24 protein-coding genes and 2 pseudogenes are annotated in these 26,923 nt (G+C 59.2%); 14 read left to right on the top strand and 12 right to left on the bottom strand.

Annotated features, from left to right (window positions below):
• Positions 1-108: 108 nt before the first annotated feature.
• The 3 genes from C2E16_RS10615 to C2E16_RS10605 all read right to left on the bottom strand — a co-directional run bounded on the left by C2E16_RS10615 (position 109) and on the right by C2E16_RS10605 (position 3,595).
• The gene (locus C2E16_RS10615) at positions 109-1,290 is read right to left on the bottom strand and encodes a sugar transporter (protein ID WP_038626087.1); all 1,182 of its coding nucleotides are present in this window, start codon (positions 1,288-1,290) and stop codon (positions 109-111) included.
• A gap of 261 nt (positions 1,291-1,551) precedes the next feature.
• The gene (locus C2E16_RS10610) at positions 1,552-1,806 is read right to left on the bottom strand and encodes a hypothetical protein (RefSeq protein WP_038626089.1); all 255 of its coding nucleotides are present in this window, start codon (positions 1,804-1,806) and stop codon (positions 1,552-1,554) included.
• 364 nt (positions 1,807-2,170) lie between these two features.
• Positions 2,171-3,595 (bottom strand): MFS transporter, encoded by a 1,425-nt coding sequence (locus tag C2E16_RS10605; protein ID WP_038626091.1) that lies wholly within the window; start codon positions 3,593-3,595, stop codon positions 2,171-2,173.
• A gap of 116 nt (positions 3,596-3,711) precedes the next feature.
• Here C2E16_RS10605 and C2E16_RS10600 point away from each other — a divergent pair, with 116 nt between their 5' ends.
• From C2E16_RS10600 to C2E16_RS21130, 4 genes and pseudogenes are all read left to right on the top strand, one after another.
• A complete protein-coding gene (locus C2E16_RS10600) occupies positions 3,712-4,572 on the top strand; it encodes a helix-turn-helix transcriptional regulator (RefSeq protein ID WP_052133894.1) in 861 nt (286 codons plus the stop codon).
• A 14-nt stretch (positions 4,573-4,586) separates the two neighbouring features.
• Positions 4,587-5,776, top strand: a pseudogene (locus tag C2E16_RS10595) (MFS transporter).
• A 221-nt stretch (positions 5,777-5,997) separates the two neighbouring features.
• On the top strand, positions 5,998-6,483 hold the full coding sequence (locus C2E16_RS10590) for an RrF2 family transcriptional regulator (protein WP_038626093.1): 486 nt from the start codon (positions 5,998-6,000) through the stop codon (positions 6,481-6,483).
• Positions 6,484-6,639: 156 nt separating this feature from the next.
• Positions 6,640-6,834: pseudogene (locus C2E16_RS21130) on the top strand (alpha/beta fold hydrolase); the annotation flags it as partial.
• A 35-nt stretch (positions 6,835-6,869) separates the two neighbouring features.
• Here C2E16_RS21130 and C2E16_RS10580 read toward each other — a convergent pair.
• Positions 6,870-7,112, bottom strand: a complete 243-nt coding sequence (locus tag C2E16_RS10580; RefSeq protein ID WP_038626095.1) for a hypothetical protein — start codon at positions 7,110-7,112, stop codon at positions 6,870-6,872.
• A 247-nt stretch (positions 7,113-7,359) separates the two neighbouring features.
• On the opposite strand from C2E16_RS10580, the gene C2E16_RS10575 reads away from it, so the two are divergent.
• From C2E16_RS10575 to C2E16_RS10560, 4 genes are all read left to right on the top strand, one after another.
• Positions 7,360-7,713 carry a helix-turn-helix domain-containing protein gene (locus tag C2E16_RS10575; RefSeq protein WP_038626097.1) on the top strand — a complete coding sequence of 118 codons (354 nt, stop codon included), beginning with the start codon at positions 7,360-7,362 and terminating at the stop codon, positions 7,711-7,713.
• Between the two features lie 136 nt (positions 7,714-7,849).
• The gene (locus C2E16_RS10570) at positions 7,850-9,205 is read left to right on the top strand and encodes a glycoside hydrolase family 28 protein (RefSeq protein ID WP_052133896.1); all 1,356 of its coding nucleotides are present in this window, start codon (positions 7,850-7,852) and stop codon (positions 9,203-9,205) included.
• Positions 9,206-9,253: 48 nt separating this feature from the next.
• Positions 9,254-9,703: a ribonuclease domain-containing protein gene (locus C2E16_RS10565; protein ID WP_038626099.1), complete on the top strand. Its 450-nt coding sequence runs from the start codon at positions 9,254-9,256 to the stop codon at positions 9,701-9,703.
• Positions 9,704-9,715: 12 nt separating this feature from the next.
• Positions 9,716-9,976 (top strand): barstar family protein, encoded by a 261-nt coding sequence (locus C2E16_RS10560; RefSeq protein ID WP_103790976.1) that lies wholly within the window; start codon positions 9,716-9,718, stop codon positions 9,974-9,976.
• Between the two features lie 99 nt (positions 9,977-10,075).
• Here C2E16_RS10560 and C2E16_RS10555 read toward each other — a convergent pair whose 3' ends face one another.
• The 4 genes from C2E16_RS10555 to C2E16_RS20830 all read right to left on the bottom strand — a co-directional run bounded on the left by C2E16_RS10555 (position 10,076) and on the right by C2E16_RS20830 (position 17,188).
• The gene (locus C2E16_RS10555; RefSeq protein WP_104951496.1) at positions 10,076-12,499 is read right to left on the bottom strand and encodes a virulence factor SrfC family protein; all 2,424 of its coding nucleotides are present in this window, start codon (positions 12,497-12,499) and stop codon (positions 10,076-10,078) included.
• The gene (locus C2E16_RS10550) at positions 12,496-15,465 is read right to left on the bottom strand and encodes a virulence factor SrfB (RefSeq protein WP_104951495.1); all 2,970 of its coding nucleotides are present in this window, start codon (positions 15,463-15,465) and stop codon (positions 12,496-12,498) included. The genes C2E16_RS10555 and C2E16_RS10550 overlap by 4 nt, the downstream gene beginning before the upstream one ends.
• A gap of 2 nt (positions 15,466-15,467) precedes the next feature.
• A complete protein-coding gene (locus tag C2E16_RS10545; protein WP_038626106.1) occupies positions 15,468-16,847 on the bottom strand; it encodes an SrfA family protein in 1,380 nt (459 codons plus the stop codon).
• Positions 16,848-17,017: 170 nt separating this feature from the next.
• On the bottom strand, positions 17,018-17,188 hold the full coding sequence (locus C2E16_RS20830) for a hypothetical protein (protein ID WP_156462394.1): 171 nt from the start codon (positions 17,186-17,188) through the stop codon (positions 17,018-17,020).
• 315 nt (positions 17,189-17,503) lie between these two features.
• Between C2E16_RS20830 and C2E16_RS10540 the strand changes: the two genes are divergently transcribed.
• A complete protein-coding gene (locus C2E16_RS10540; protein WP_038626107.1) occupies positions 17,504-17,686 on the top strand; it encodes a con-10 family general stress protein in 183 nt (60 codons plus the stop codon).
• A 478-nt stretch (positions 17,687-18,164) separates the two neighbouring features.
• Here C2E16_RS10540 and C2E16_RS10535 read toward each other — a convergent pair whose 3' ends face one another.
• Positions 18,165-19,343, bottom strand: a complete 1,179-nt coding sequence (locus tag C2E16_RS10535; protein WP_052133897.1) for a benzoate/H(+) symporter BenE family transporter — start codon at positions 19,341-19,343, stop codon at positions 18,165-18,167.
• Positions 19,344-19,423: 80 nt separating this feature from the next.
• Here C2E16_RS10535 and C2E16_RS10530 point away from each other — a divergent pair, with 80 nt between their 5' ends.
• Positions 19,424-19,972: a helix-turn-helix domain-containing protein gene (locus tag C2E16_RS10530; protein ID WP_038626110.1), complete on the top strand. Its 549-nt coding sequence runs from the start codon at positions 19,424-19,426 to the stop codon at positions 19,970-19,972.
• Positions 19,973-20,026: 54 nt separating this feature from the next.
• Here the strand turns inward: C2E16_RS10530 and pqqU are convergent, their stop codons facing one another.
• Positions 20,027-22,174, bottom strand: a complete 2,148-nt coding sequence (pqqU, locus tag C2E16_RS10525; protein WP_376783270.1) for a TonB-dependent receptor PqqU — start codon at positions 22,172-22,174, stop codon at positions 20,027-20,029.
• 270 nt (positions 22,175-22,444) lie between these two features.
• Between pqqU and C2E16_RS10520 the strand changes: the two genes are divergently transcribed.
• Complete coding sequence (locus tag C2E16_RS10520) at positions 22,445-23,314, top strand: NAD(P)-dependent oxidoreductase (RefSeq protein ID WP_084970094.1); 870 nt, start codon at positions 22,445-22,447, stop codon at positions 23,312-23,314.
• 142 nt (positions 23,315-23,456) lie between these two features.
• Here C2E16_RS10520 and C2E16_RS10515 read toward each other — a convergent pair whose 3' ends face one another.
• Complete coding sequence (locus tag C2E16_RS10515) at positions 23,457-23,804, bottom strand: hypothetical protein (RefSeq protein ID WP_084970095.1); 348 nt, start codon at positions 23,802-23,804, stop codon at positions 23,457-23,459.
• 306 nt (positions 23,805-24,110) lie between these two features.
• Between C2E16_RS10515 and C2E16_RS10510 the strand changes: the two genes are divergently transcribed.
• The gene (locus tag C2E16_RS10510) at positions 24,111-24,380 is read left to right on the top strand and encodes an ATP-binding protein (protein ID WP_084970096.1); all 270 of its coding nucleotides are present in this window, start codon (positions 24,111-24,113) and stop codon (positions 24,378-24,380) included.
• Here the strand turns inward: C2E16_RS10510 and C2E16_RS10505 are convergent.
• Positions 24,377-25,528 (bottom strand): alpha/beta hydrolase-fold protein, encoded by a 1,152-nt coding sequence (locus tag C2E16_RS10505; RefSeq protein ID WP_409365942.1) that lies wholly within the window; start codon positions 25,526-25,528, stop codon positions 24,377-24,379. The genes C2E16_RS10510 and C2E16_RS10505 overlap by 4 nt on opposite strands.
• A gap of 226 nt (positions 25,529-25,754) precedes the next feature.
• Between C2E16_RS10505 and C2E16_RS10500 the strand changes: the two genes are divergently transcribed.
• Both C2E16_RS10500 and C2E16_RS10495 read left to right on the top strand, forming a co-directional pair.
• On the top strand, positions 25,755-25,973 hold the full coding sequence (locus C2E16_RS10500; RefSeq protein ID WP_133052048.1) for a hypothetical protein: 219 nt from the start codon (positions 25,755-25,757) through the stop codon (positions 25,971-25,973).
• An 88-nt stretch (positions 25,974-26,061) separates the two neighbouring features.
• A complete protein-coding gene (locus C2E16_RS10495) occupies positions 26,062-26,904 on the top strand; it encodes an arylamine N-acetyltransferase family protein (protein ID WP_084970099.1) in 843 nt (280 codons plus the stop codon).
• The last annotated feature ends 19 nt before the right edge of the window (positions 26,905-26,923 follow it).

The following is a 26,923-nucleotide window of genomic DNA, read 5'->3' as shown; positions in this document are numbered from 1 at the left end:
CGCATGCTGAAAAGCGATACGGAGAGGGGCGTAGCACAGGGATGCAGCGGAACCGGCGAGGCTGAAATAAAAGAGGGCGGATATTACTATCCGCCCTCTTTAGGTTTATCAGCCGTTGCTGCGCAGTTGCGGATAGCGACGGAAGATGAAAATGCACCAGAACAGCGCCAGCAGCCCGATGATCGCGCCAACGTTGCCGACATCCGCCATCTTAAAGTGCAGGCTCACCTGGTTTCCGAGCAGCGCACCCGCGCCGATGCCGATATTGTAGATGCCGGAAAACAGCGACATCGCCACGTCGGTGGCGTCCGGCGCCAGCGACAGCACGCGCACCTGCATCGCCAGGCCGATGGTCATCATGCCCATGCCCCAGATAATGCACAGCACCGACACCGCGAACGGATGCACCGCCGCGAACAGCAGCAGTCCCATACAGAGCGTAATCAAGCCGATAGCGCTCAGCAGCAGCGCGGAAGGAAACTTATTGCCCAGCACGCTAAAGATAATGCTGCCCACAATGCCCGCAGAGCCGAAGATCAACAGCAGGAAGGTGGTGAAGTTCTCGCCCTGAGAAGCGATGATCTGCATAAACGGCTCGATATAGCTGTAGGCGGTGTAGTGTGCCGTCACCACCAGCGTCACCAGCAGATACATGCTGACCAGGGCCGGGCGCTTAAACAGCATCGGCACGCTGCTGAGCGAACCGGTATGCTCGCTGGGCAGCTTCGGCAGCAGCTTAATCAGCATCAGCATCAGCACCAGCGCCGAAGCGCCAATCATGCCAAAGGTGATGCGCCATCCCAGATACTGACCAATAATGCGGCCAATCGGCACGCCTAACACCATTGCCAGCGCGGTACCGGTCGCCAGCATACTCAGCGCCTGGGTTTTTTTACCAGCGGGGGCGACGCGGATCGCCAGCGAGGCGGTGATGGACCAGAATACCGCATGCGCCAGCGCAATGCCGATGCGTGACGCCACCAGCACCCAAAAATTCCACGCCATCAGCGACAGAATATGGCTCAGGGTAAAGATGATAAAAATGCCTGTCAGCAGCAGTCGACGCTCCATATTGCGCGTCGCCAGCATCAGCGGCAGCGACATTAGCGCCACCACCCAGGCGTAAATAGTCAGCATTACACCGACTTCCGGCGTTTTCATTGAGAATGAGGCGGCGATATCAGAAAGCAGACCCACCGGCACAAATTCAGTGGTGTTAAAAATAAAAGCTGCCACAGCCAGAAGGACAACGCGTAGCCAGGCCGTTTTGCGGGATACAGGTGTTTGCATGGGATTAAATCAATGCCAGACGCTAAAACAGTAAACAGGATTGATGCATTTATCACCAAAGAGTGATGTGCATCACATTTGTGGTCTATTGTGGTCGATTTATAGCAAGAGCGAAACAGGGAGGTTAAAAAAATTATCGTCCATTGCAGGCGCATAGCAGCGCCGCGTCTTCAGAAAGCTGGACAGATAAGCTTCATTCACGTGCTTTCAGGCGCCGCGCACTGGCTTAACGGCGCGGCGCTGGCGTGTTAAGAACGGGTTTTAACAGGAGAACTGGAGCGCAGAGGGCAGTGCGATCTTTCTTGTCGATTTCTTAATCGGGCGTTGGCCGCAGTTTTCGCAAATTTCAGCTTGCGGATAGTATTTGCGCGCCTGCTTTACTGCATCCAGCTGGGCGTAAAATGTGCCGAGAAAAAAACGATTTTCTAATGGCGGCAAGCGAGAGCAGTTGGCGGTATGTACCAGATGAATACGCGCCATCCCCGCTTTCTTATTAACATAATAGTAATTAGCCATCTTCAACCCCTTTGCTGTGAAATAAATTGCAACATAATGATTTTAATATAGCGGATTTCTACAAAATGCCAATTGCCGTTATTTTTCAGCGAAAAAAAGAGAAGCAGAAAGCTTTTTTGATGATAATAATTTTAATAATAACAAAGATTTAATTTATTCTGGTTGGTGAGGATGAGACGGTTAGCAAAAATGATAACTAATCACTCCTGGCGTCCCATAAAATAAAATCAACGACACGAAGAAACATTTTCAAATTATTCGAATGATTATAGTTTTGATATTCAGAATTTATGAGTAAGTAGCAATTTATTCCTCGCGCTGTGAATAACTGAAATAAAAGGCCGGAATAACCCGGCCCCGATCTTTATTCCAGCGGCGCCGTGGTTTGCCGGCACGGAACGGCGAAGATACGGCGCGACCAGAGCGTATGCGCCACCAGCGCCAGCATCAGCAGCCACTCTGCTGCCAGGGTTGCCAGCACCGCATGGCGATAGTCGCCCTGCAGCAGCATCTGCGTAAATACCGATCCCAGCACCATCGGCCCCATGCCAAAGACCGCCTGCTGCACCGTCGACAGCGTAGCGCTGCCCGCGCCTGCGTAGTCGCGCGGCACGTCGGCCATGCCGATACGATAAAAGGTACTGACGATCAGCGCCTGCCCGCCGCCGATCACCAGCGTGGCGGGCATCAGGATAAGTACGCCGATCGTTGCCCAGCCGTAGTAAAAGGTCGCCATCAGCAGCAGCAGACCGCTCATCTGAATCGCACAACCCAGCAGCAGGGTGGCGCGCTTACCCAGATGCTCCACAATGCGGGTCGAGCTAATCGAGACCAGGAAATAGGCGGCGCCGAGCGCGATAAAGGCGTTGCCGGAAGAAAAGGCGCTCATGCCAGCGCCCGACTGCAACGTCAGCGCGACGGCGAACATAAAGCCGCTCCAGCAGCTGAAGAACAGCACCGCCAGGCTGATGCCGAAACGCATGCTGGGCAACCGTAGCAGTAGCGGCGGCAACAGCGGGGCGCCGCCGCGTTTTTCCAGCGCGACTTCGGTACGCCACAGCTGGAGTAATAGCAGTGGAAACAGCGCCAGCAGCAGCAGGCATGGCCACGTCCAGTGCAGCACCGGCCCCAGCGCCAGCGCGACCATCAGGCTGCCCGTCGCGCCCGCCAGCAGTAGCGTGCCGGCGATATCTAACGGCAGCGGCTCAGGATTGCGGGTTTCAGGAATAAAGCGTCGCGCCGTCAGCAGAATCGCCAGGCAAACCGGCAGGTTGATAAGGAAAACGCTGCGCCAGCCGTAACCCGCCACGTTCGCGCCAATCAAAAAGCCGCCCATCACCTGACCGATAATGAAAGCCAGCCCGCCAATACCGCCGTAAAGCCCGATCGCGCGGGCATGAGCGCGTCCATGAAGGGTGACGTGCAGCGTAGCGAGGATCTGCGGCACCACCAGCGCCGCGCCTGCGCCCTGTAACGCCCGCGCCAGCAAAAGCGTTTTCACATCGGTCGCCACGCCGCACAGCAGCGAAGCGACGGCAAACAGCCACACGCCGGTAATAAATATTTTACGGCGGCCAAAATTGTCGCCCAGCCGACTGCCCATCGCCAGGCAGACGGCGAACGCGATGCCGTAGATCGCCACAATCAGCGCCAGCTCGATGGCCGACGCCCGCAGACTGGCGGACATGGCGTCGAGGGCAACGTTAACAATGGAAAAATCGATCATCGGCAGCAACTGCCCGGCCAGCAACACGATAAGTCCGGCCCGTCCTAACGTTGTTGTATTCATCATGCTTCTCTTGTTTTTGTCACAGGTGAGGCATAGCATCAGCGATTCATTAAACGGGTACCAGTTCTTGATTATCATGGTACCAGCGCTACCTGCCTGTGCAGAAAGAGGACGAAATGACCAACGCGACCCGTAATGAAATCCAGGAAAAATCGAACCATCGTCTGCTGGGCGAATTTTTACGTAGCCGACGCGAGAGCCTTGATCCGGTGCGGCTTGGGCTGCCACGTATGCGCCACCGCCGTACGCCGGGGCTAAGACGCGAGGAGGTGGCGCAGCTGGCCGATGTCGGCGTGACCTGGTATACCTGGCTAGAGCAGGGAAGAGAAATCAAAGCCTCAGCCAAAACGCTGACGGCGATCGCGGCTGCGTTACAGTGTAACGAGGCAGAAACGCAGCACCTTTTTCGCCTCGCGGGACAGGTCTGGAGCGCAGGCAGCGCGGCAAAAGCGTGCGAACGTCTCTCGGCGCACACGCGGATTATGCTGGACAGTCTGAATCCATTGCCGGCGGTAGTGCAAAATCAGCGTTTCGATATTATGGGCCACAACCAGGCCTGGGCGCGTCTGATGAATGTGGATGTGGAAACGCTGCCGGAAGAGGAGCGCAACTGCATGTGGCTGGCGTTTAACCATCCCGGCTGGCGCAGCGCCGTGGCGGACTGGCACGATGTGATGCCGCAAATGGTGGCGATGTTCCGCGCGCAGATGGGCGAACATCTGGGCGATCCGGTCTGGGAAGGCTTTCTGGAGCGATTGTTGACCCATTCCTCTGAATTTCGTGACACCTGGCAGAGCTACGAGCTGCGCAGCATCGAAAACCGCGTCAAATATTTCCAGCACCCGCAGGTCGGCAGGCTGGCGCTGCGGCAGAATAACTGGTGGTCTGCGCCGCGCAACGGCGATCGACTGATGGTCTATATTCCGGACGATGAGGCCAGCGCCCGCGCGTTACAGCACATCACCTCTTCTGACTAAGCGAGAACAAAGGATTGCAACAGAAAATCGCCTTGCCCGGCCTTGCCGGGACAGTCGCGCTGGGCGCGGTGCAAATCGTCACCTGGGGCGGCTCTTTTTATATTATGGCGGTGCTGGCCGCGCCGGTCAGCCATGAGACCGGCTGGTCGCAGCAGTGGATTTACGGCGCGCTGTCGCTGGCGATCCTCATCTCCGGGCTGCTGGCGCCGTTAAGCGGACGTATTATCGCCCGCACCGGCGGCCGCGCCATGCTGGCTGCCAGCGGCGCGGTCATTGCGGCGGGGCTGACCCTGATCGGGCTGAGCCATGCGCTGTGGCTGTTTTTGCTGGCGTGGGCGCTTATTGGCGTCGGGATGGCGATGGGGTTGTACGATGCGCTGTTCGCCACGCTCGGCATGCTGTACGGCGGAGCCGCGCGCCGCGCCATTACCAGCATTACACTGATCTCCGGCTTCTGCACTACGCTGGTCTGGCCGTTTTGCGCCTTTTTGATTGAGTGGCTGGGCTGGCGTCACGCCTGTTTCGCCTATGCCGCGCTGCTGCTGTGCTGCGTTTTCCCGGCTTATCTGTTCGCTCTGCCGGCCGGCGGCGGCAAAAAAGCACCGGTCGATCGCCGCGCGCCAAAGGGCGAAAGCGCGCTGCCGGGACGTCTGTTCTGGCTGCTGTGCGCCATTTTCACCCTCGCGTCGGTGATTATGACCGCTATCTCGGTACAACTGATCGCGCTACTGCAGGCGCAGGGTTACACGCTAGCTGGCGCGCTGGCCGTCAGCGCGGTGCTGGGCCATGCCAGGTTGCGTCGCGCGTAGTGGATATCGCCTTTAAGCGCGGTCATCCCATCTGGACGGCGCTGTTTTCCGTTGGTTTGGTCGCGCTGGGTCTGGTGATGCTCACGCTGTTTCCTTATTTGGCGATCGTCAGTATGCTGATCTACGGCGCGGGCAATGGCCTGCGCGCGATTGTGCGTGGTACGCTGCCGCTGGTGCTGGTCAACGCGGAGGATTACGCGCTGATCACCGGACGTATGGCGCGTCCGGCGCTGATTGGCCAGGCATTGACGCCGCTGATGGGCGGCTGGGTTTTTCATGCTTTTGGCGCGCAGATCACGTTGCTGGTGTTGTGCGCGCTGGCGCTGATCAACGTGGTGCTGACGCTGCTATTGAAGGCGCAGCTGCCGCGCAAAGAGGCGGAACCGTCAGTGTGAAACCGCAGCGTCAGGGCAGGAAAGCCGTCTGTCTCTGGCTGGCGAAAAATCTCGCCTGGCGACAGTTTTCGTTAACTGAAGGCGTGCTGAATTGTGATTATGTGCGTTGCACGGGCACTCTTCTTCAAAAAAGCAACAGTGTTTGTTATATTATTTCGCATTGATTCTTCACAGCCGTGGCGCCAAAAAGAACAATATTCGCCGCAACTCAGGATGATGAAATGTTAGATTACCGCTTCCCGACAGCTTTGCAGATGGTATTAAGCGTAGCGATGGCGGAGCAGTCGGGTAAACGCTCCACCAGCGCCATACTGGCGTATGGTCTGGAAGCGAACCCCAGCTTTATTCGTAAGCTGATGGTGCCGCTCACACGCGACGGCATCATTGTTTCCACTCTTGGCCGTACTGGCTCTATCCATCTTGGACGTCCCGCCGATCAGATTACGCTGCGCGATATTTATGTTTCGGTGATCGAAGATAAGAAAATCTGGGCGTCGCGACCGGAAGTGCCGGCGCGCTGCGTGGTGAGCGCCAATGCCTGTTGGTATTTCAAGGCGATAGCGGAAGAGGCGGAAGAGGCCTCGCTGAAGGTGCTGGCAAAGCGCACCGTCGCCGATGCGCTGGAGGAGCTTAAGAAAAAAGATACCAGCGGCTGCGAGGCGGTGCCTGAGCCTGAACCGGAAATCATCTGTAAAAAGAGCCGCTAAATGCGGCTTTTTTATTGCGGACGGCGCCTGTTTTCTGTGGCCCGCAAAGAAGGCAGGTACGGTTCGAATGATATGGTGATATTAGTTACAACATACTAAAAAATATATTCAATAAACACATCGGCACTGTGCCAAGGCTAAGCAGGAAAAAGGCGAGAGTCGCCGCTGCTGGCCGTCTGGGATAAAAACAATCCCTGTTTTCTTCCCGCTGGCGCTCATGCATGGAAGCGGGATATTCCTGATGCCGATATTCGTTTTTACGATACTGGCCACTTTGCGTTAGAGACGCACGCACAGGAGATTATTCCCGCCATCCGCGAGTTTCTGAATGCTAACGTCAGACGAGACTAAGAGTTAGCAAAACCTGCGGCAGCGGAACGGGACAGTTAGCGCGCCACGCGCGGATGCCATAGCCATTTCCATTGCTGCTCCAGGCGGCGGTTGACCTCGTCGCTGGTCGCCGCGCCAGCCTGTTCGCCAACAAACGTCTTCAGCACGCTGTTGAGTTCGATCTCAACCTGGCCCCGTTCCGAAACGCGCCACGCCAGCAGCCCAGAACGCATTGCATTTTCCAGTTGTCCGCGCGATTTGCGGGTAATTTTTTCCACTTCAGACACAACAAACCACATACCTGTACTCCGCCAACTCATACCTATCAATGGTATCGGCAGAATCTCTTTATTCCTGAGGTGCAAATATTTATTTCTTTACTGACAAAGAGTTAACTGATGAGGAAAGAGGGCTTTAACACTCAGCGGACGACCTGGCTGCATTTAATGTATCAATATAATTTGCAATTTCCGGTAAATTCAGTCACCGTTAAAGTGTAACTGCAACTGATACTGATACCATTAGCCCTGGCGACGGGAGAGAAATATGAGAAGTGACGCCTTTATTCACGATTTAATCGACTGGATTGACAACAATATCGAAGGCAGGCTGGATCTCGATACGGTATCCGAACGCGCCGGCTATTCGAAATGGCATCTGCAGCGAATGTTTAAAGAGCATACCGGCTACCCGCTGGGCGAGTACATTCGTTCGCAGAAGCTGAAAAAATCAGCGGATCGCCTGACGACCAGCAACGAACCTATCCTGAACGTCGCTATTTCGCTGGGTTTCGATTCGCAGCAGTCGTTTAACCGCAGCTTTAAACGACAGTTCGGCAAAGCGCCGGGCGCATGGCGCCGCAGCGTTGTTCAGCAGCACAGCAAATCATTACAAAGCTGAGTAAGCGCCAGGGCCGGTCTTCCCGGCCCGCGTTGTGAAATATTTCACATTTCTTTACGGCATCACCTTTTTGAAATAGCGTTTCAATAAAAGCTGTGTTGGGATAACGGCACCGTTTTCTTCTGGGACGTACTGAATGCTTATCTCCCTGGACGACTATCATCCCGCTGCGGATGGCGAAACCCCCGATACTCTCTGTTTTCAACGTGCGCTCGACGATGTTGCCTCACGCGGCGGCGGCATGCTTTATATCCCTCCCGGACCTTATCTGATCGGTTCGCTGGCGCTCCCGGCTAACCTGACGCTGCACCTTGCCGCAGGCGCCACGCTGATCGCCAGTAGTCGACCGGAAGATTACACCCATCAAGCGCAAAGCCAGGCGGAATGTTCATCGCGCGTGCTGCTTTACGCCAGCCACAAAAAAAACATCACCATTGAAGGAAAAGGGCGCATCGACGGCAACGCCGCCGCCTGGTTCGCCGCCGAGGCGGACAATCAGGGTTACCGGCTGCCGCTGCCGGAGCGGCCGCGCATACTGGTGCTGGAAGCGTGTCGTCAGATCACATTGCAGGATTTTACCATCGAGCAGGCGCCGATGTGGACGGTGCATCTGGTGAGCTGCGAGCAGGTGCGCATCAGCCGTTTGTGCATCGATAACGATCTCACCATGGCCAATACCGACGCGCTGGATATCGACAGCTGCCGTTACGTACATATCAGCGACAGCTATTTCAGCGCCGCCGATGACGGTATCTGCATCAAAACCACGTACAAGCCCGCGCCGCTGCGCGGTCCGGCGACACATATCACCGTGACCGGCACCATTCTGCGCTCCAATAGCTGCGCGCTGAAGATCGGCACGGAAACCCATGATGATATTGAAGACGTGGTCGTAACCGGCTGCACTATCCTTGACTCCAACCGCGGCATCGGCCTGCTGAGCCGCGACGGCGGCCACTTCCGGCGGCTCGCCTTCAGCCACATCACCTTTAACTGCATTTATGGACCGCCGGTGCACTGGGGAAAGGCCGATCCGGTATTTATCTCCGTGCGTCCGCGCCATCCTGACGTCGCGCCCGGCGAAATCGCCTGGGTGGCGTTCAGCCATCTGACCGGCACCATGCAGGGCGCGATCAATCTGCACTGCGAAATTCCCGGCGCGCTGCACCATATCAGCTTCAGCCATCTGCTGATCGATCAGCTTAACTGCGTCCACCCGGAGCAGGGCTGGTATGACATTCGTCCGCCCTGTAATCAGGCTAATCCGGGCGGCATGGGATTAGACAATGCGTACGCCATCAATCCCGCCACCCAGCGTCCCTGGGGCGTGGAGCCCTGGCCCGGCGGCATGCCGGGCTTTTACGCCTGCGGCGTCACGGCATTAAGCCTGAGCGAAGTGCAGATCCGCCGTCCTGAACCGCTGCCGCCGGGCTGGCATCCACAGCTTATTGTGAAACGGGAGTGCGACGACGCGCCGGACGTTTCGGTCTGACCATGAGGCTGCTATAGTGACCGTCTCGTTATTTAGCTGTTGAAAACTATGTCTAAAAAACTCTGGGTCGGCCTGATTTTCGTACTGGCCGCCGCCTTTATCGGCCTGCGTCCCCACTTTAACGCGCATCAGGCCGCCACGCCTGCGGCGGTGGCGAAAAACGATATCAGCGCACTGACCGACGATCGGCAGGTCGCAGACTATCTGCGTCAGCATCAGCGGCTGCCGGACTACTATCTGACCAAAGCGCAGGCGCGCCGTCAGGGCTGGGAGCCGTCAAAGGGCAACCTCTGCCAGATGCTGCCGGGCCGCGCCATCGGCGGCGATCGCTTTTCAAATCGCGAAGGCGGGTTGCCTGCGCGCGCCGGACGCAGCTGGTATGAGGCGGACGTTAACTACCGCTGCGGCCGCCGCCGCAGCGATCGGCTGCTTTATTCCAGCGACGGGCTTATTTATTTGACTACCGATCATTACCGCACGTTTCAACGTCTGGAGTAGCCTGTGCTGGAGATGCGCTTTGATTTTTCAACGATAGCCAGCCGTGCCGAATTTTACCGCTGCTTTGCGGAACAGAGCGGTGTGGGCGCCCATTTCGGCGCCAACCTTGACGCGCTGTGGGACGCGCTGACCGGCGAAATGGCGTTGCCCGCGCGCATCGTGCTGTGCCATGCGCCTGCGCCCGACCGGTGCGGCGAGCTGGCAGCGATTTTTGCTCTGCTGGAAGAGGCGCAGCGGGCGTTGCAGGGCGAGCTTGCGCTGCATTATTGCTGAAAAGATGGCGAGGAATGAAGCGAGGCCGGGCGCGTAAGCCGCCCGGCTGAACAGGTCAGCGCCCGCCTTGCCGCCGGGCGCGGTAACATCAGGACTGAATCAACAGGACTGAATCAATTTCAGCGCCTGCTGCAAAGGCTGGCGCGCGTCGTCGTCGATATCGCTGCCGCCCGCATAGCCGTTGTTTTCCACGATCAGGGTGTTCAGCCCAACCAGCCAGTCATAAATATAAAACGCGGTGGTATTGGCTGGCGCGGCGGAAAGGCGCGTCAAACGCTGCGACGCGCCGAAGCTGACAGCGGGCGTCTGCGGCTGCGCGAAAATCTTATGGCCGCGGTTGACGCGGCTGTCGGGACGTTCCGCTGCGTCGCGCTTCAGAAAGCCGAGCCAGGCGACGAAATCACCCAGCACCGTCAGCGCGCGCGACACCTGCCTGTCTACTTTCCCTTCGCGCGGCGCGTTCGCCGCTTCATGTTCGGTCAACGTGCGCAGCAGGCTGCCAGCGACATCCAGACGGAAGCTGGCGGTGATCAGTTCCTCGACCAGCATCTGCAACGTGCTTTTGCTGACGCCGAGTAGCGAGAGCAGGCCGTCGTTATCTGGCAGGCTGCGCAGATGATGTATCCAGTAGCGCTGTACGTTATGGGCGAACAGGCTGTCGCTGTCGGGCGCCGCTTCTTCAGCGTCGCTGGCCAGCGTCGGGGCAGGCTGGCTGCTGAACAGATCGAATTCGAAACCGATGCCGAAATGGCTGCTGGGCAGATTCGGCGCGGCGGGCGCGTGCTGCGCGCCAGCGGCGGCCAGCTGCTGCTGTTGCGGCAGCAGATAGATGGCGCGCAGCTGCTCGCGCGAAGGCTGTAGCCGCTCCAGCAGCTCGCCATGCAGACCGGTGCGGGTTTGCAGCGCCTTCAGCAGGTTGTCGGCGATCTGCTGCTTTTGCTGTACATCGTTCATCGGCTGCGCCCAGTTGGCCAGCAGGCGATCGCCCAGCTCCAGACGCAGGCGCTGTAAACCCTCTTTCAGACGCGTCAGGCGATCCTGCTGTCTCACCTCCGCCTGCAGCCACACGGCCATACGTTCGATGCCGCCTGCATCCTGCGCCAGCATAGATCCCCAGTCGCTGCCAGCAACGCCGGTCCGTCGCTGCACCGCTTCATCGATATTCACTTTCTGCAGATAGCGGCCATCGAAGCGGGTGACCGCCCAGATCAACACCGGTTTCTGCGCTTTCAGTTTATCGCCGTCGCCGCGCTGCATGGTTTTCAGCCACTGGGTCAGCATGCGGCCCACCAGACTGGCGTCCTGACGTTCGCTGGCGGCGGTGCAGACCAGCAGGCGATCCAGCCCCTGGCGCTCGCCGTAAAACTCCAGAAACAGCGCGCGACGGGCACGCATCAGGCGCGCCGCCAGCGGATGACGGCTCGCCGCCTGCGCCTGTTCATAGCGCGCGTCTTCATCCAGCGCGGCGCCGTAGCCGGGAATATCCACCGCTTCGACCAGGTCGAACAGCGCCTGGCGCGGCGGCGTCGACAGCGGGATCAGCACCTCCAGCGTCAGCAGCTGCAATTCCGCCAGCGAGAGCGCCACCGGGCGCACGGCGCGATCGGCGACGCAGGGCGCCACTTCCACCAGGCGCTCCTGCGCGCCGTTCAGCGTGGCCGCCGCGTTGCTGAACAGCAGCTCTGCGGGCAGCAACGATTCATCCACCAACAGCGAGAGCGGCGCCTGAACACGCGGCGCATGATGCAGCGCGTGCAGCGTATGCGCCAGCTGACGCCAGAGCGCGGTCAGCGTCTCATCATCATTCCACAGCAGCGCAAACAGCTGGGCGCGGTCGTCCACGCTCAGCCAGGGGGCGAGTTCGCACGCCTGCGGCCAAAAATGACGGTTCAGCAGCGCCATGCGCCCGCTGTCCTGGCGACGGCTGAAGTCCCACAGCGCCACCAGCTCATCGCTGGCGAAGCCGCTGACCGGCTGCGGCTGGCGCAGGCGCTGCAAATGCTCCAGCCGCGCCTCCAGAATTTTCGCCTCGCTGTCGCCTTTCGGCTGTTGCAGAAAGGCCATCAGCACCATACGCGTCATTTCCGCTTCGCTCAGCAGCGTCAGCGAAAGCGGCCTGACGGCGTCTTCCACGTCGCGTACATGACTGAAGCGGGTCGCCATGCCGTAATCCTGATTGCCGGGATTGATATGGGTGAGGTAGTCGATCGCTTTGCCCGCCAGCTGCGTGGTCAGGCGGCCCTGTGCATCGCCGACCAGCGCCTGCAACAGCGACGCTTTCCCCGCCTGCGAAAGGCCGTAAAAGCCGATGGTGCTTTCGCCGGGCTGCGCGCGCTGCATCTGGCGCAGCTGATATTTACCGCGACGCAAAGAAAGTTTCAGGCCATCCGCTTCCATATCGAGACGCGATGAGTGCGTGCGCTGGCTATCGATCCAGGCTAACGCCCGATCGATGCCGCTGTTCATTTCCTCAACCTGCTGGCTGAAGGGCGAGGCCTGCTGATTCAGCGTAACGGCTTTCATTTCTTAAATACGCTCCCGCTGTCAATCCAGTATTGGGCATTGGCATTGCCGCTCGCGGACAATGTATTCAGTTTAAGGCTAAGCTGCGATAACGGCACGCGCGTACCATCATCGAGACGCGCGTCGGCCAGCACAAAGCGCTCCGGCGAGCCGGACTGTGCGCCTTGCTCTACCGCCAGCTTCACGCGCAGCACGCTGTCGCCCGCGATCTTGCGCGCCAGCTGCGCGTCGTTGATGGTCAGGCTGTAGAGCGGCGACGCCAGCCAGCGGTCGTTATCCAGCTGCCGGAAGCCGAGACAAACGTTGCCGCGGATCTGGAAACTGCTTTTACGGTCCGGCGTCCAGTTCGGATCGTCCAGATCGATTTCGCTGTAGCAGACGTTATCGCCGGTCAGCGCATGGTTGTCGTCCAGCATGCCGAGATAGCGGATCGTCGAGTAGGGCTGGAAATCGCCCGCCTTGAACCAGAAGCTCGACAGCCGTAAATCGAGCGCCAGCAGGCAGAGCATCGCCCCAACGGCGGCGGTCGATTTCGGGTTATCGATGCGGCCCATTTTATTAAACGGATACCAGTCGCTGGTGTGGTAGCCCTCCAGCGACAGAATACGGCTGCCCGGCAGCGGTTGCAGATGACGGAACAGCGCCTGCACGCCGGGGAAGCGCGACGGGCGGCCGGTCAGCAGCAGCACGTCGCAGCTGTAGAGCGACACCACTTCCGCCATCGAACGCAGCGCCGGCACGATCGCCATACGGTGCGAGAGGAATTCGCCGTGCAGCTGGCTCAGGCTGACCACCATCGGCACCTGCAAAATATCGAAGCTCTGCTGGCCGCCGAGCGCACGCTGCACCTCGCCGTTGATGTAGTCCAGCACCGCCGCGCCGGGACGCTGCGTCAGCAGTTCGCCGTAAAGCGCTTCGATCTCCGCGCTGACGTCGAGCGGATCGTAGTTTTCATAGCGCTCCAGCACCGCCTGCGCCAGCGGAATAAACAGCTGGAGCGTCGCCTGCTGGCGCAGCGTGGAGAAGCCGTCCATGCGACCGTCGTAGCCGAACAGCTTGTCCAGCAGGCTGTCGGGATTCGCCAGGCCCGCCTGTTTCAGCGCAGCGTTCAGCGCCGGCAGCACGTAGAGCTGAATCACATCCAGCAGAATGTCGTCGCCCGCCACCTTGAAGCCTTCGCGGAACAGCAGGCGCGGATTGATTTTCACGTTGTTACCCTGGCCGTCGTCCAGCGCATAGTGGGTGATCGCCAGGTCGGTGGTGCCGCCGCCGATATCGATCGAGGCGATGCGCAGCGTTTTGCCCGCCGGTTCGTTGGCGTCGCGCAAGCGGTCGGGGCGCGCCATGCTGGCGAAGAAAGCTTCGGCGCGTCCGGCGAAATTCACCTGAGTTTCGTTGAACAGATAAACCATCTGGCCACAGGTCGCTTCATCCCACTCCATCTGCACGTCGGGCACCGGACGGGCGCTCAGCGCTTTGTCGCTGTCACGCTCGAAACCGGCGTCGGCCGGATGCCAGCCCATCGCTTTCCACACCAGCGCGATGGCGTCCTGCATGCGGCGGCGGAAAATCTCCCGCTCCGGTTTCGGCATCGCCGAAGGCAGGGTAAGAATTATATGACGCAGCTGACGCGGCGCGTAGCTGTGCGGCATTTTCTGCCGCTGGGCGGCGCTGTTCATCTGCATCATCGCCTGCGCCAGCAGTTCGCTGAGCATGAAGGTCATCAGCGAGCTGCGGCTGTAGTGGGCGGAGAAAACCGGCAGGCGCTCATCTTCCTCGACTTGCCACAGCGGTTCGCCCTCATCGTTAATCAGGGTCATCAGGGGTTCGGCGATCGCCTGCGGCTCGACGCGGTCGGCGCGGTTAAAGCGCCAGCCGGCGGCGTAGCGCGCCTCGTCCCACAAGTAGCGGCGCGGGCTGGAGATGCCGGTGGCGCCTTCAGTGCCGGCGCGCTGCAACGCCATCCGGCTCGCTTCGCGCCCTACGCGCGTCAGAGACGGCCAGACGAAGGCGTCGTCACGGCCGCTTTCGACGGAAAAGTTCTTTTTACCAAAGCTTGCTTCGGCGAACTCGACGCGGCTGTCGAACATCTCATTGTAGATGTGGTGCGGCTGAGTAAGGTCACGCAGCTGTAACTCATAGGTCTGCTTCAGGCCGTTGACTTCGTCAGGGTGATCTTCCACCAGAATGCCGCAGGTATGGGAGTTGCCGACGTCGAGGATCAGATCGACATTCACTACCGGCTCTTGCAGGGTAGCGGTCAGCACGCGAATATCGGTCAGCGCCAGCTGGGTGCCCAGCAGCTCCAGCAGGTTGAGATAGTGCGCCTGATATTCAAACTCGCGCAGCGCCATTTTGATTTCGTGGGCGTGACGTGCTTCCTGCTCGGCGGCGCGCTGGGTAAAGACTTCGCGCAGCCAGCCGTCAACCCAGGTGAGATCGAGGAATTCGCCCAGCTCATAGTTATGCCAGGCCAGCGCGAAGCCGACGCCGTTGTTGGCGTCGTCAGGCGTCAGCATTAAATGCGCCTCATCGCTCTCGTCGGTACAGGTTTGCGTATCGAATGCCAGAATTACGCGGTGCGTATTGCCTTCCGCGTCAGGCTTATCCAGCGCCACGACCTGCAGGCGCGCCCAGTTTTCCGGGCCGCCGATAAACTGACGCGGCGGGGCGCAGCGCAGGATCGGCAGCGGCAGCCAGAGGCCCGCCAGCAGCTCGAGCGACTGCGCCAGCGTGGTGGAGCACTCCGGCTTCACCACTTCGGGCGCCGCGCCGTTCTCCTGCGGCAGCAGAAAGCGGCCGCTGGCGGCGTCCGGCATCACGCGCAGCAGCGGGCCGTTGGCCGTCTGGCGCACGAAGTTGCGAGGCTGGCTGTCGTTCAGGCAGATAGCGAAATCAAGAAACTGGATGCCGCTTTCGGCAATCAGGGTAATTTTCTGTTTAAAATCAGTGATGGGCGCCAGCATTCTTATTTACTCTCACGCTTGATCGACATCGGGTAAGTGACATCATTGCCAAATTGCGCTTCACACACGGCGGCGCCATCTCCCTGTTTACATACCAGTTGCGGCATTTTGTAACGGGTGCCGTTAACGCAGCGGGCGGTATAACGACTGTTGATAACCAGGTTGCCTGAGCTCATCAGGCCAGCGGTGGTCTCCGCCTTACAGCGCGTGCCGTCGCCCTGAACAATGGTGGCGGTGCCTTTGCCGTCGCGGAACTGATAGCGCAGGGTGGGCGCTTTGAAACCGCGCATATTATTGAGCTGCAACGTAACGCGCCAGGTGCCGTCAAGAAAACGCGTCGAACCGTTGCGCACAGCGGGCGGCGGCATCACCAGCGCGTCTTTCTCTACCGGCGCGGCGGGCGCAGGCGCGGGTGCGGGGGCGGGCGGCGGCGTTTCAGGCGGCGCTGGCGTCACTACGGTGGCGTTGCGCAGCGGCAGCGTATCGCGCAGCGCCAGTGATTTCGCCTGGGTCGCCACCGGAATAATGACGTGCGGCTTAATTTCCGCTTCTGGCACGCTTTCCGGCGCGGCGATGGGCACGTGCTTAGCCAGATGCGGCCAGAAGTTCACCGCCAGCGCGGCGGCAACCGCCAGCACCAGCGGCGGAACGACCCACAGCAGGCGACGCGAGCGCTTCGCGGGCGCGGCAGGCGGCGCGGTGTCCACCGGCGCGTCTTCGCTTTCGCGCTCATCGTCGCTGAGTTCGGTTATCGCCTGATAAGCGCTGACGGGCGCGGAGGCGCGCGGCGCGGCGGGCGCAGGTTCAGGCGGCGTGATAACCGGCTCAGGCTGAGGCGTAGGGGCGACTTTCGGCATCGGGGCGGCAATCAGCGGCTCATCGTCAATCGGCTCCGGCTGTAAGGTGGCGCGCAGGCACGCGAGCGCGTCGCTGCGTGAACGCTTATCCAGCTCGACGAAGCCCCAGAAGGTGATGACGGGACGGCCATCCACCAGATAGACATATTGACGATCGGGAAACTGAAAGGCTTTACTGAGCAGCGCACCGAACAGTTTCAGCGCCGGTTTATCGGCGTTGAGCGCGCGCTGGCTGATCGCCGTCAGCGTTTGTTGATGATTCTCCAGCTGGCTCAGCGCCTGCTGGCGTTCGCTTTCGCTGGCGGCGTTCCAGGATTTTACCCGACCAGAGAAGGGGGCGTACCAGTCAATTCGGTCGCCGCGCTCATTGGCCTGCGGAATTGCCAGGCAGTCGGCGAGTTTTTGCTGCTTGCGCAGGCGTAGCGTTTCGCGGAGCTGAAGCGCAGAAAGGTAAACTGGCTGGCCGTTTTCACCTAAAGCGAGTACGGCATCCAGGTTTCCGCTGCGTAAGAATGTTTTTGCCACCTGTGAGGGCCCTTATTTGACGCTGCCAGAGGCAGAAAATCGTGTGGTATCGGCGATTCGGTTGATTTTATCCGTGCATGAGGCAAATCAAACGTCAGAAAAGAGCGCGTATTTGATTGATATTCATATGGCAACGCGCAAGCCAGCCGCAACGGGCCGTCTGTAAGGCATTAGGGCGCATCGGCTTCGGTAAAAAAGCGCGCGTATCGTTTGAGCCACAGCCGCGAGCGTACCAACGTGCCGCCATCCTCCAGCAGAAGAAAAACCACGTTCCCCATAATAAAGGGGATGAATTTTCTCTGGCGACACACGCTGTCTGAGCGGAACCATTTTATCGACATGATCCACCCTTGTTAGAAGTTACCGAGTATCGGTTCAAGCCCGAATGAGATTAACGAAAAAAAACGGGCTTGCATCTTAATTTTCATTCTTTTAGGAATAATCTTAAATGGTCTGGGTATTATGTTTTTTTCAGGCAATTAGTTAATTAAAACAACTGTGGCGTCACTGCTTATACCTTTTTGGACGATGGTTGAACGCAATAAAAATAGTTGCACTTCGTTGGTCAGCTTCTACATTTAATAACGTTGTTCCGCTTGCTTATCTCCTGTGTGGAGTAAGTTGACGACTTGAATGTTAAAAAAAGAGGAATTGTTATGACGCAATATCGTGGTGGTGCAGGTAATTTCGCAAACGATCGGCAGCGTGCATCTGAAGCAGGTAAGAAGGGGGGCCAGCGTAGTGGCGGCAACTTCAAAAACAATCCGCAGAAGGCGTCTGAAGCGGGGCGCAAGGGCGGTCAGAACAGCCACGGCGGAGGCCGTAAACCCGCCGAATAAATATTAATTTCAATTCCATTTTTTAACGCCTTTTCACTCCGGCCTGATTTATTTAATTAAGCCGGAGTGTTTTATTTCATACGTAGAAAATTAATTTCTCAGCCTACCTCTTTATAATTAGATTTTAATTATTATCTTTCATTATTCACAAGGTAAAATAGACATCTTTCAGTCAGTATAAAAAAGCGCCGCCAATAAACGATCGCATATCTGAGCAAGTGAAAACGCTATACCTGGACAAGAGACTGCGGTCTTGTACAACCCTATTTTTCGCCTGCCTGAAACCTTCGTAATTAACTTCTTGTTCTTATTAGCGAAGCCGGATAATTAATCCTGCCGCCTGGAACCGGGGCGCTTTTCAGGAGCGCTGGAATGAGGTCTGATGAGTGGCGCAGGTGATACCATTTTTCGCGACAATGTAATAAGCGCACATCAAATAGCGAGCAAAGTAAAATAATCGGGAGAGCAAAGCTGGCGCCTAATCCCGCCGCCGCAGGCTTAACAGGCGCCAGGCGACCGCGCCCGCAAATAATCCCCAAAAGGCGGCGCCAATACCGGCCAGCGTAATGCCGGAAGCGGTGATTAAAAAAGTTATCATCGCCGCATCGCGGCTATTTTCCTGCTCAAGCGCGCGCTGAATGCTGCCGGTCAGCGTGCCCAACAGCGCCAGACCCGCCAGCGTATGAATCAGCGTCGGCGGCAGCGCGGTGAGCAGCAGCGCGACCGCACCGCCTGAAAGCCCGGCCAACAGATAAAACAGACCGGCAATGGCCGAGGCGATCCAGCGCCGATTTTTATCGGGATGCGCCTCGTCGCTCATGCAAATAGCGGCGGTAATGGCGGCGATGCAGACGGAAAAGCCGCCGAACGGCGACAGCAGCAGGGCGATAAGGCCCGTCCAGCTGATTAACGACGAGACGGGCGGCTGATAGCCGTGCGCCTGTAATGTCGCAATGCCAGGCGCGTTTTGCGACGCCATGGTCACCAGAAAATAGGGCAGCCCGACGCCCAACAGCGAAGCCAGCGAAAAGCCCGGCATCACGGCCTCCGGCCAGCGCAGCGTCATCAGCGGCTGGGCGATATGTAGATCGCCGCGCGCCAGCGCCAACATCAGGCCCGCCAGCAGCGTAATAATAATGGCGTAGCGCGGCAGCAGGCAGCGCGCCAGTAGCCAGCTTACGCACATCGTGCCGCACAGCGCCAGATCGACCTGCAAAGCGGCGAACGCCTCCAGGCCGAAGCGCAGCAGGATGCCCGCCAGCATTGCGGCGGTAATCGCCTGCGGCACCAGTTTCATCAGGCGGGCGAACAGGCCGGTGACGCCGCACAGCACAATCAGCGCGTTGGTAAACAGAAAGATGCCGATGGTCTGCGACAGCGTGACGCCGTGCAGGCTGGTCGCCAGCATCGCGGCGCCGGGCGTCGACCAGGCGGTCAGAATCGGCTGACGATACCATATCGACAGGCCAAGCGAGCTGATGCCCATCGCCAGGCCCAGCGCGGTCAGCCAGCCGCCGATCTGCTGCGGCGTCGCGCCTGCGGCTTCAGCGGCCTGAAAAACGATCGCCGCCGAGCTGGCATAGCCGACCAGCGTCGCCACAAAACCGGCGATGATAAGGGTAAAGCTAAACGGCTGTTCACGCTGCGCCAATGCCATAGTATGCTTGCTCCCTGTGCGTTATAGCGCTCAACATACCACTGTGCGTTATAACGCACAAGCAGGCCACGGGAGAGAAGATGGAAGCTTTAGCGCAACACCTGGCGCAGACGCTGAAGGCGCTGCGCGCCGAGCGGCGCTGGAGTCTGACGCAGGCGGCGGAGCGAAGCGGCGTCAGCAAGGCGATGCTGGGACAGATCGAACGCGGCGAATCAAGCCCGACGGTGGCGACCTTATGGAAAATCGCCACCGGCTTCGCGGTGCCGTTCTCACGCTTTATCACGCCCGCAGACGTCAACAGCGGCGCAGCGCAGCGGCCGCCGTTTCAGCAGCAGAACGCACAGATGAAAGTGACGCCGCTGGTCGATTTCGATGCAGAACTGGGGTTCGATCTGCTGGCGATTGAGTTCGCCGCAGGCGCGTTCAGCGAGTCCGCGCCTCACGCGTCGGGCGTGATCGAGCATGTGGTGGTGATCGACGGCGAGCTGGAGGTGCAGATCGCAGGCGTTTGGCATCTGCTGCGGCAGGGCGAGGTGTTGCGTTTCAACGCCGATGCGCCGCACGCCTACCGCAATCGCAGTGACGGGCGGACGCTGATCCACGATCTGATCCACTATCCACGTCCGTAAAAGCCGGACAAAACGGTGAAACCGTCAGGCCGGATTGTCCGGCCTGACGATGCGTTACTGAAATTCCCAGCTCAGTGAAGCGCCCACGCCGTAGTTGCGGCCCGGCGCCGGTTCAAAGTAGCGGCCATTGCCTTCATTAACGATCACCGAGCCGACATAGCTGCGGTCGAACAGGTTATCGACGCGGCCAAAGAGATCCAGCACCCAGCCGCCGGAACGGAACTTATAGCCGCCGTTCAGCGCGGTGACGGCATAGGCGGGCGCCTGCTCGCTGTTACGGTCGTTGGTCTGGATCTGACTCATATAGCGCAGCTCCGCACCGCCGTACCAGCCCGTTTCCGGCGCATACTCTAGCGCCGCCGACGCCATATTGCGCGCGATGCCCGGCAGCCGGTTGCCGCGCGGCACCTGTTTTTCAGAACTGCATGTCGGATCGCCGCAGACGCTGTCGCGGTAGGTCGCGTTGAGCAGCGTCCAGGCCATACGCAGCCGCCAGTCGTCAGCAAACTGTTGATCGAGCGCCAGCTCCAGCCCGCGGCGGCGTGTCTGTCCGGCGTTTTTATAGCTGCTGCGCCCGCCGCTTGAGCTGTCGACCACGATTTCATTTTTGGTGTCGGTCTGGAACAGCGCGGCGCTGAGCAGGCCGTTGCCGATGCGGGTTTTACTGCCGATCTCCAGCGTATCACTGGTCGAAGGCTGGAGCCGGTTATTCAGCCCGCCCTGATCGTCCGCGCGATAAGAAAGCTCGTTGATGGTCGGCGTTTCAAAGCCGCGTCCGGCGGAGGCGTAGATATTCCAGCTATCGGTCAGCGCATATTTCAGCGAGGCTGCGGGCAACCAGCGGTGATAGCGCGCTTCGCCGCTGTCGTCGCCGTTGCCGGGGCGGACATAAAAGTCATTGTCGTCAAAATTCACCGTGCTGAAACGCACGCCCGCATCCAGCGTCAGGGCGGAGGTCAGCTGCCACGAGGTTTGCAGGTAGGGATCGAGGTTCCACATCAGGTTGCGCTCGTTACGGCGCAGGTTGCCTTTTTCACCAAACTGCGGCGCGCCGTTGTTCAGCACGAAGTTTTCATAGCCTTTGCGACGTTCGCTCATGGTTTCATAATCGAGGCCGCCAGTCAGCGTCACCGGCAGCGATCCCAGCGCGCCGCGATGCGTCCAGCGCGCGTCGACGCCCTGATAGTGACGCGTCAGTTCAATCACGCCACCGGCGTGGCTCGGCCTGAGCTGCGGCGCGCGGGGAATCGACTGATACTGCGTGGTTTCACGTTCGCCTGCCCAGGCCATCAGACTGAGGTCGTCGTTTTCACTCATCTGGCGCTGGTAGCGCAGGCCCGCCTGCGTTTGCTTCACGGTTTTACGCGTATCATATTGATCCGCACGCGGCGACTGGCGCGGATTATCTCGCCATTCAGCGCGGGTTAAGCCGCCGGGGTCCTGCGCTTTAATATCGACGCTATTAAACAGCAGCGTCAGGGTGCTGACATCATCGATACGTACGCCGAGCCGCGCGTTACCGAGGTTTTTGTGCGCGCTGCTGCGGTCGCGATAGCCATGTGTACTGAAGCGGGTGGCGGAAACCGTATAGTCGACGTCGCCCGCCTGATCGCCGTCGCCGTCGCCGGTGGCGCCCTGCGCCTTTAGCCCATAGCGCCAGCTGCCGAAACTGCCGTAATAGCTGCTTGCCTCGACGCTGGCGGGCTGTGCGCCTTTCTGGGTCTCGATATTGATCACGCCGCCGGAGGCGTTGCCGTAGAGCGCGGAAAACGGCCCACGCAGCACTTCCACCCGATCGACAGAGTTCAGATCGATATTGGACGTCTGCCCCTGGCCGTCCGGCATGGTGGCCGGAATGCCATCGAGCCAGATGCGCATGCCGCGCACGCCGTAGGTAGAGCGCGAGCCGAAGCCGCGAATGGAGATCTGTAAATCCTGCGCGTAGTTTTGCCGATTCTGGATCTGCAAACCGGGCAGGCCGGAGAGATTTTCCGACAGATTAACGCGCGGCGCAGCCTGACGAATATCGTCGCCATACGCTACGCTGACGGCGGCGGGCGTATCCAGTTCGGAGAGGCCGCCGGGCGCGGCGCTGACGACCATAGTCGACTCATCGCTGGCGGACCAGGCGCTGGCGCAGCACAACACAAGCAGGACCGGCGCAGTGCGAAGGCGAACCGGCCGCTGAGCAACAGGGATCATTTTCATCAATAGCGTCCTGCGGAAATAATAATGAACCATCCGTAACATCTGCGCGTAAGCCTGGCACGTCTGTCATATTTTGCAAAACATCATCACATAAAGTTGATTTAGCACCGCATAAGCTGTGCCAGGCGTGCGCGTCGGCGCTCAGGGCCAGGCGATATGTCATTGCTTTTGCCTGAATTGATAGCAATCGGGGCGACGGGGATTTACGCTGTGACAAAATGCGCCAGGATTAACTGACCTTTTAATATGAAGAAGGATTTCGAGATGAATCAGCATCCCTCTGTAGCAGTTCTGGGACTCGGTGCGATGGGACACGCCTTCGCCGCAAATCTGGTAAAAAAAGATTTCCCGGTGGCGGGCTGGAACCGCACCCGCGCGCGCGGCGAAGATCTGGCGGCGAACGGCATGACGCTGCACGATGCACCGCAGCAGGCGGTCGCCGACGCGGACGTGGTGCTGGCGATGCTCTCTGACGGCCCGACGACCGAAAGCGTGTTGCAACAAATTGCGTCGTCGCTGCGGCAGAACGCGGTGTTCTGTCAGATGGGCACCATCGGCGTAGAGGCGACCGATCGGCTGATCGCTTATCTGGCGCAGCAGCGCCCGGACGTGGTCTATATCGATGCGCCGGTATCGGGCACCAAAGCGCCGGCGGAAAACGCGCAAATTCTGGTGCTGGCCAGCGGTGACCGGCAGCGGGCGGAGAAGCTCGAGCCGGTTTTCGCCGCTATCAGCAAGGGCGCGCGCTGGTTGGGCGAGGCGGGTGCTGGATCGCGCATGAAACTGGTGGTCAACGCCTGGCTGATCGCCATGATGCAGGGCCTGGCGGAAAGCGCCAGCCTGGCGCGGCAGTTTGGCTTCACTACCGATGATCTCTGGTCGGTGCTCGAAGGCGGGCCGCTGGCGGCGCCCTATGCCAAAGTGAAGCTCGACACCATCAAAGAGGGCGACTTTACGCCGCAGATGCAGCTGACCTGGGCGCTGAAGGACGCGCAGCTGGCGCTGGACGCCGCCGAAGATCAATCAATGCCGGGCATGCAGCATATTGCGCAGCTGTGGCAGCAGGCGGTTGAGGCGGGTTACGGCGAGCAGGACCTTTCGGTGATCTACCGTTTCCTGACCGGCAAAGAGTAGCGCCAGAGAACAGCCATTCTTCGGCGGCGCGCGCTGCGCCGCCTGTTTGCCGTTGACGCCGAACAGGCTGTTTGCCGTTGACGCGGACTCAGCTTCGCCCATAAAAAACGGGCCGCAGCCCGCTTTTCGTGGTCCGTTATCCTTACTCCGCTTTTTGGTACTGCGCCATCGTCGCTTTTTTGCAGGCGTCCGCATCGTGGCGATTTTTCTCTTTTACCGCCTCAGGCAGTTTCATATAGGCGGCGGCGACTTTTTCCGCTTCATCCTCATTAAACTCCGGCTTATCCATGGCATACGGGGAGTTGCCACGCTTCGCCATATCCTTCAGCTTCTGTACATATTGATCCTGCGATTGATCCGTCGCTTTCTGCTCGCTGGTCATGGCGCACAGCCCCACGATATAGGATTCCGCTTCGTTGCTTACCTCCGGGGCTGCCTGCGCCACGCCGCAGCTTGCCATTAACAGGAGTACCGCCAGTCGCTTGTTCATTACCGCTCCTTTTTACACTATTGCTTGCTGACTTCGTTGCTTAAGCATAGTTGATATATATGCTTACGGCGTCGCGGCTGGGCGCAGAGTCATCTGATTTTCTGCCTGCAGGCGGTCCTGACCGCCGACGCTCGTTATCGGCGTCACGATGAAAGCAGCCCAGCCTGGGCCGTTGGCAACAGCAATACGATCAGAACTTATAGTGACACTGTCACTTAAACACTCAGGAAAAACGGGTTTTTGCCGCGCTGTGTAACACGGTGACTGATAATCTTCATCACAACTACCGAAAGGCGCACTTGTAAAGTGACAACGTCACTTAAACCGACAAGGGAACGGGCGATCGCTACGCTGCGCGACAGCGGTAAGCCGATCTCCGCCGCGCTGCTCACCGCCGCCACCGCGCTGGAAACGCTGACGGAAGAGCAGAGCGACGCCGAGGCGGCGCTGACGCTGCTGTCGGAGAGCGGACGCGGCCTGCGCCTGATCTATGACTGCGTCGACAATGTCAGCTACCGGCAGATGGCAAGCGAAAACTGCCTGACCCCTGATGAAACGTCTGCCGTCGTCGGTTAACGGAACAGCTTCTGCACAAACTTAATCCACGCCGGACGCCAGACCGCCATTTCATGGCCCAGCTGCGGATAAGGATCGTAGTCGAAATGGATGCCCTGTTGCTCCAGCTGTCGTTTCAGTCCGGCGATATCGGCGCCGGTCACTTTATCCCGTTCTCCCACCGCGAGGGTGAAATTCTTTAGCTGGCGGTTTACCGCCTGCGGCTGCGCCAGCTGCGCGCTGACCGCCTGATTCGGCACCGTTTCGGTAGTGACGCCGCTGAAGCTCGCCAGCCAGCCGAACTGTTGCAGATGGTTCATGCCGCTGACCAGCGCCTGATAGCCGCCCTGCGACAGGCCCGCCAGCGCGCGGCCTTCCGCATCCTCACGCACGTGGTAGCGCTGTAAAATCAGCGGAATAATATCCTGCATCAGTTCGCGATCCGCTGCATCGGCGTTGCGCGGATAGAAATCCTTGCGCCGTTGCGCCGGAATAAAATCTTCTGGCACCAGGCCCGCCGCATCGGTTTCGGTATCGGGCATCACCACCAGCATCGGCACGATCTTTTTCTCCGCCAACAAGTTATCCATGATTTGCGGAATGCGTCCCTGGGTTACGGCGGAAAGCCCGCTGTCGCCAAAACCGTGCCAGAAATAGACTACCGGCAGCGGCGCCTTGCTGTTTTCCATGCCCGGCGGCGTCCAGACGTAAAGCTGCCGCTCGCGGTTAAGCGCGCGCGAATGGTAGGACAGGGCGTGCAGCTCGCCATGCGGCACCTGACGCACGTCCAGCAGCGAGCCCGGCACCAGAATCAGGCTGGTGTTCACCTGGCGCTGCGGTTTGGGGGGCGCGCTGGAGGGATCGGCAATGCGCAGGCCGTCGACGTTGTAAAAATATTCATAGAGGTCGGGCGCCAGCGGCGCGCTGCGCCATGACCAGATGCCGTTGCCCGCTTTTTCCATCGAATGAGAAACATAGCTCTCCGGCGTGGCGCCGGTGACGACGGAAACTTTGCGGGCCTGCGGGGCGTAAAGCCGCCAGGTGATGCTGCGGTCCTCATTTACCCGCGTTTGCCAGGCGCTAACCGGCATCGTCTGCGGCGGCGACAGCGGCAATGCGTCGACGGAAGGCGGGCTTTCAGCCGCCAGCGTAGGACAACTCAGCATCATTAACAGTGCGGCGCAGCGGGTCAGTTTCATCGTTACCTCATTTCAGTTGGAAAACGGGGGGTTAGCTCGTCTTCCAGGTATAGTTTTTCCCGTCCGCTTTGCCCAGCCGCCGCGCTGCCGTTCCGTCGGCTGACGTGAGATAAGTCTCAGAAATCGATTACAGCAATCCCCAAATTTTTTGAGCGTACATATTTAAAGGATGTTTTTTTACAGGAGGGCGAAAAAATTGGCATTGTTATCCGATGAAGTCGAACAGGATGAAGAGTTTTTAGCGCTGGTCGGCAAGGCAGTCGTTGCGCTGGCGCGGGAGAGAAGGCCATTAAGCTATGATGCGCTTTGCAGCCGATTATCGGGGCTGGCTGACAGCGCCGATGATGACGAACTGGTGATTAACTGCTGGCGCGCGCGGCAGTTATTGAAAAACAGCGTGCGTTTGGTCAAATAAAATGAATGGATGCCCCAGCGCATTGCAGAACAACCGGCGCGCCAGATATCAGCTATAAGAAAAGCATCATTTTCACCAGGATGAAATTATGTCGTTTGATCTTCATGCTTATCTGGCGCGCATCGGTTACAGCGGCGCGACCCGTCCCTCGCTTGTTGCGCTTCAGCAGATCCACCATGCGCACGTCTGCACGATTCCGTTTGAAAATCTCGATGTGCTGCTTGATCGCCCGATTCATATCGAAACCGAAGCGATCCAGGAAAAGCTGGTCGTCGCCCGGCGCGGCGGCTATTGCTATGAGCATAACTCGCTGCTGTTACAGGCGTTACTGGCGATGGGCTTCGACGCCCGTGGTCTGGCGGCGCGCGTGGTCATCGCGCAGCCGCCCTCGGTGCCGCCGCGCACCCATATGCTGTTGCTGGTGCAGCTGGATGAAGAATTCTGGATCGCCGACGCGGGCTTCGGCGGTCCGACGCTGAGCGCGCCGATACGCCTGCTGGCCGACCGCGCGCAGCAGACGCCGCATGGCGAGTATCAATTGCAATCGCTGGGCGAGGAGTGGTTGCTCTGCCAGCGACGCGGCGGCGAATGGCAGCCGCTCTACCGCTTTGACCTGGTGACGCAGTTTCCTTCTGATTACCTGATGGCGAACCATTTCGTCTCAACCTGGCCTCATTCTCACTTCCGCCACCATCTGCTGGCGGCGCGTTATCTGCCGGACGGCGGGCAGCTGGCGCTGGAGAACCGCCGCTTCAGTCGCTACGGCGCGCAGCCGGAGCGTCGCAGTCTCGACGATCTGCGCGCGCTCTATCAGCTACTGCATGAGGAATTTCGCCTCGGCATGAAGCATTCGCTCTACGGCGTGTCGGAAGAGGCGTTTATCGCCATGATGACGCAGCTGGCGCAGCGCGAAGAAAACGGGCTGGCGTAGCCCGGCTATACTTATCCAC

Origin of the sequence: Mixta calida (assembly GCF_002953215.1) — a bacterium.
Taxonomy (GTDB): Bacteria; Pseudomonadota; Gammaproteobacteria; order Enterobacterales; family Enterobacteriaceae; genus Mixta; species Mixta calida.
The sequence above is the reverse complement of the archived record's forward strand: the minus strand, read 5'-3'. Positions and strand labels throughout refer to the sequence as shown.

What these genes read in the sequence shown, in the direction of transcription:
- C2E16_RS10610 (WP_038626089.1), bottom strand. Translation starts at nt 1,806, where the DNA reads ATGGCTAATTACTATTATGTTAATAAGAAAGCGGGGATGGCGCGTATT.
- C2E16_RS10550 (WP_104951495.1), bottom strand. Translation starts at nt 15,465, where the DNA reads ATGCTGGCGCCCATCACTGATTTTAAACAGAAAATTACCCTGATTGCC.
- C2E16_RS20830 (WP_156462394.1), bottom strand. Translation starts at nt 17,188, where the DNA reads ATGTCGATAAAATGGTTCCGCTCAGACAGCGTGTGTCGCCAGAGAAAA.
- C2E16_RS10505 (WP_409365942.1), bottom strand. Translation starts at nt 25,528, where the DNA reads ATGATGCTGAGTTGTCCTACGCTGGCGGCTGAAAGCCCGCCTTCCGTC.
- C2E16_RS10535 (WP_052133897.1), bottom strand. Translation starts at nt 19,343, where the DNA reads ATGGCATTGGCGCAGCGTGAACAGCCGTTTAGCTTTACCCTTATCATC.
- C2E16_RS10615 (WP_038626087.1), bottom strand. Translation starts at nt 1,290, where the DNA reads ATGCAAACACCTGTATCCCGCAAAACGGCCTGGCTACGCGTTGTCCTT.
- pqqU (WP_376783270.1), bottom strand. Translation starts at nt 22,174, where the DNA reads ATGATCCCTGTTGCTCAGCGGCCGGTTCGCCTTCGCACTGCGCCGGTC.
- C2E16_RS10560 (WP_103790976.1), top strand. Translation starts at nt 9,716, where the DNA reads ATGCGCTTTGATTTTTCAACGATAGCCAGCCGTGCCGAATTTTACCGC.
- C2E16_RS10575 (WP_038626097.1), top strand. Translation starts at nt 7,360, where the DNA reads ATGAGAAGTGACGCCTTTATTCACGATTTAATCGACTGGATTGACAAC.
- C2E16_RS10605 (WP_038626091.1), bottom strand. Translation starts at nt 3,595, where the DNA reads ATGAATACAACAACGTTAGGACGGGCCGGACTTATCGTGTTGCTGGCC.
- C2E16_RS10530 (WP_038626110.1), top strand. Translation starts at nt 19,424, where the DNA reads ATGGAAGCTTTAGCGCAACACCTGGCGCAGACGCTGAAGGCGCTGCGC.
- C2E16_RS10580 (WP_038626095.1), bottom strand. Translation starts at nt 7,112, where the DNA reads ATGTGGTTTGTTGTGTCTGAAGTGGAAAAAATTACCCGCAAATCGCGC.
- C2E16_RS10540 (WP_038626107.1), top strand. Translation starts at nt 17,504, where the DNA reads ATGACGCAATATCGTGGTGGTGCAGGTAATTTCGCAAACGATCGGCAG.
- C2E16_RS10565 (WP_038626099.1), top strand. Translation starts at nt 9,254, where the DNA reads ATGTCTAAAAAACTCTGGGTCGGCCTGATTTTCGTACTGGCCGCCGCC.
- C2E16_RS10495 (WP_084970099.1), top strand. Translation starts at nt 26,062, where the DNA reads ATGTCGTTTGATCTTCATGCTTATCTGGCGCGCATCGGTTACAGCGGC.
- C2E16_RS10590 (WP_038626093.1), top strand. Translation starts at nt 5,998, where the DNA reads ATGTTAGATTACCGCTTCCCGACAGCTTTGCAGATGGTATTAAGCGTA.
- C2E16_RS10555 (WP_104951496.1), bottom strand. Translation starts at nt 12,499, where the DNA reads ATGAAAGCCGTTACGCTGAATCAGCAGGCCTCGCCCTTCAGCCAGCAG.
- C2E16_RS10570 (WP_052133896.1), top strand. Translation starts at nt 7,850, where the DNA reads ATGCTTATCTCCCTGGACGACTATCATCCCGCTGCGGATGGCGAAACC.
- C2E16_RS10600 (WP_052133894.1), top strand. Translation starts at nt 3,712, where the DNA reads ATGACCAACGCGACCCGTAATGAAATCCAGGAAAAATCGAACCATCGT.
- C2E16_RS10515 (WP_084970095.1), bottom strand. Translation starts at nt 23,804, where the DNA reads ATGAACAAGCGACTGGCGGTACTCCTGTTAATGGCAAGCTGCGGCGTG.
- C2E16_RS10520 (WP_084970094.1), top strand. Translation starts at nt 22,445, where the DNA reads ATGAATCAGCATCCCTCTGTAGCAGTTCTGGGACTCGGTGCGATGGGA.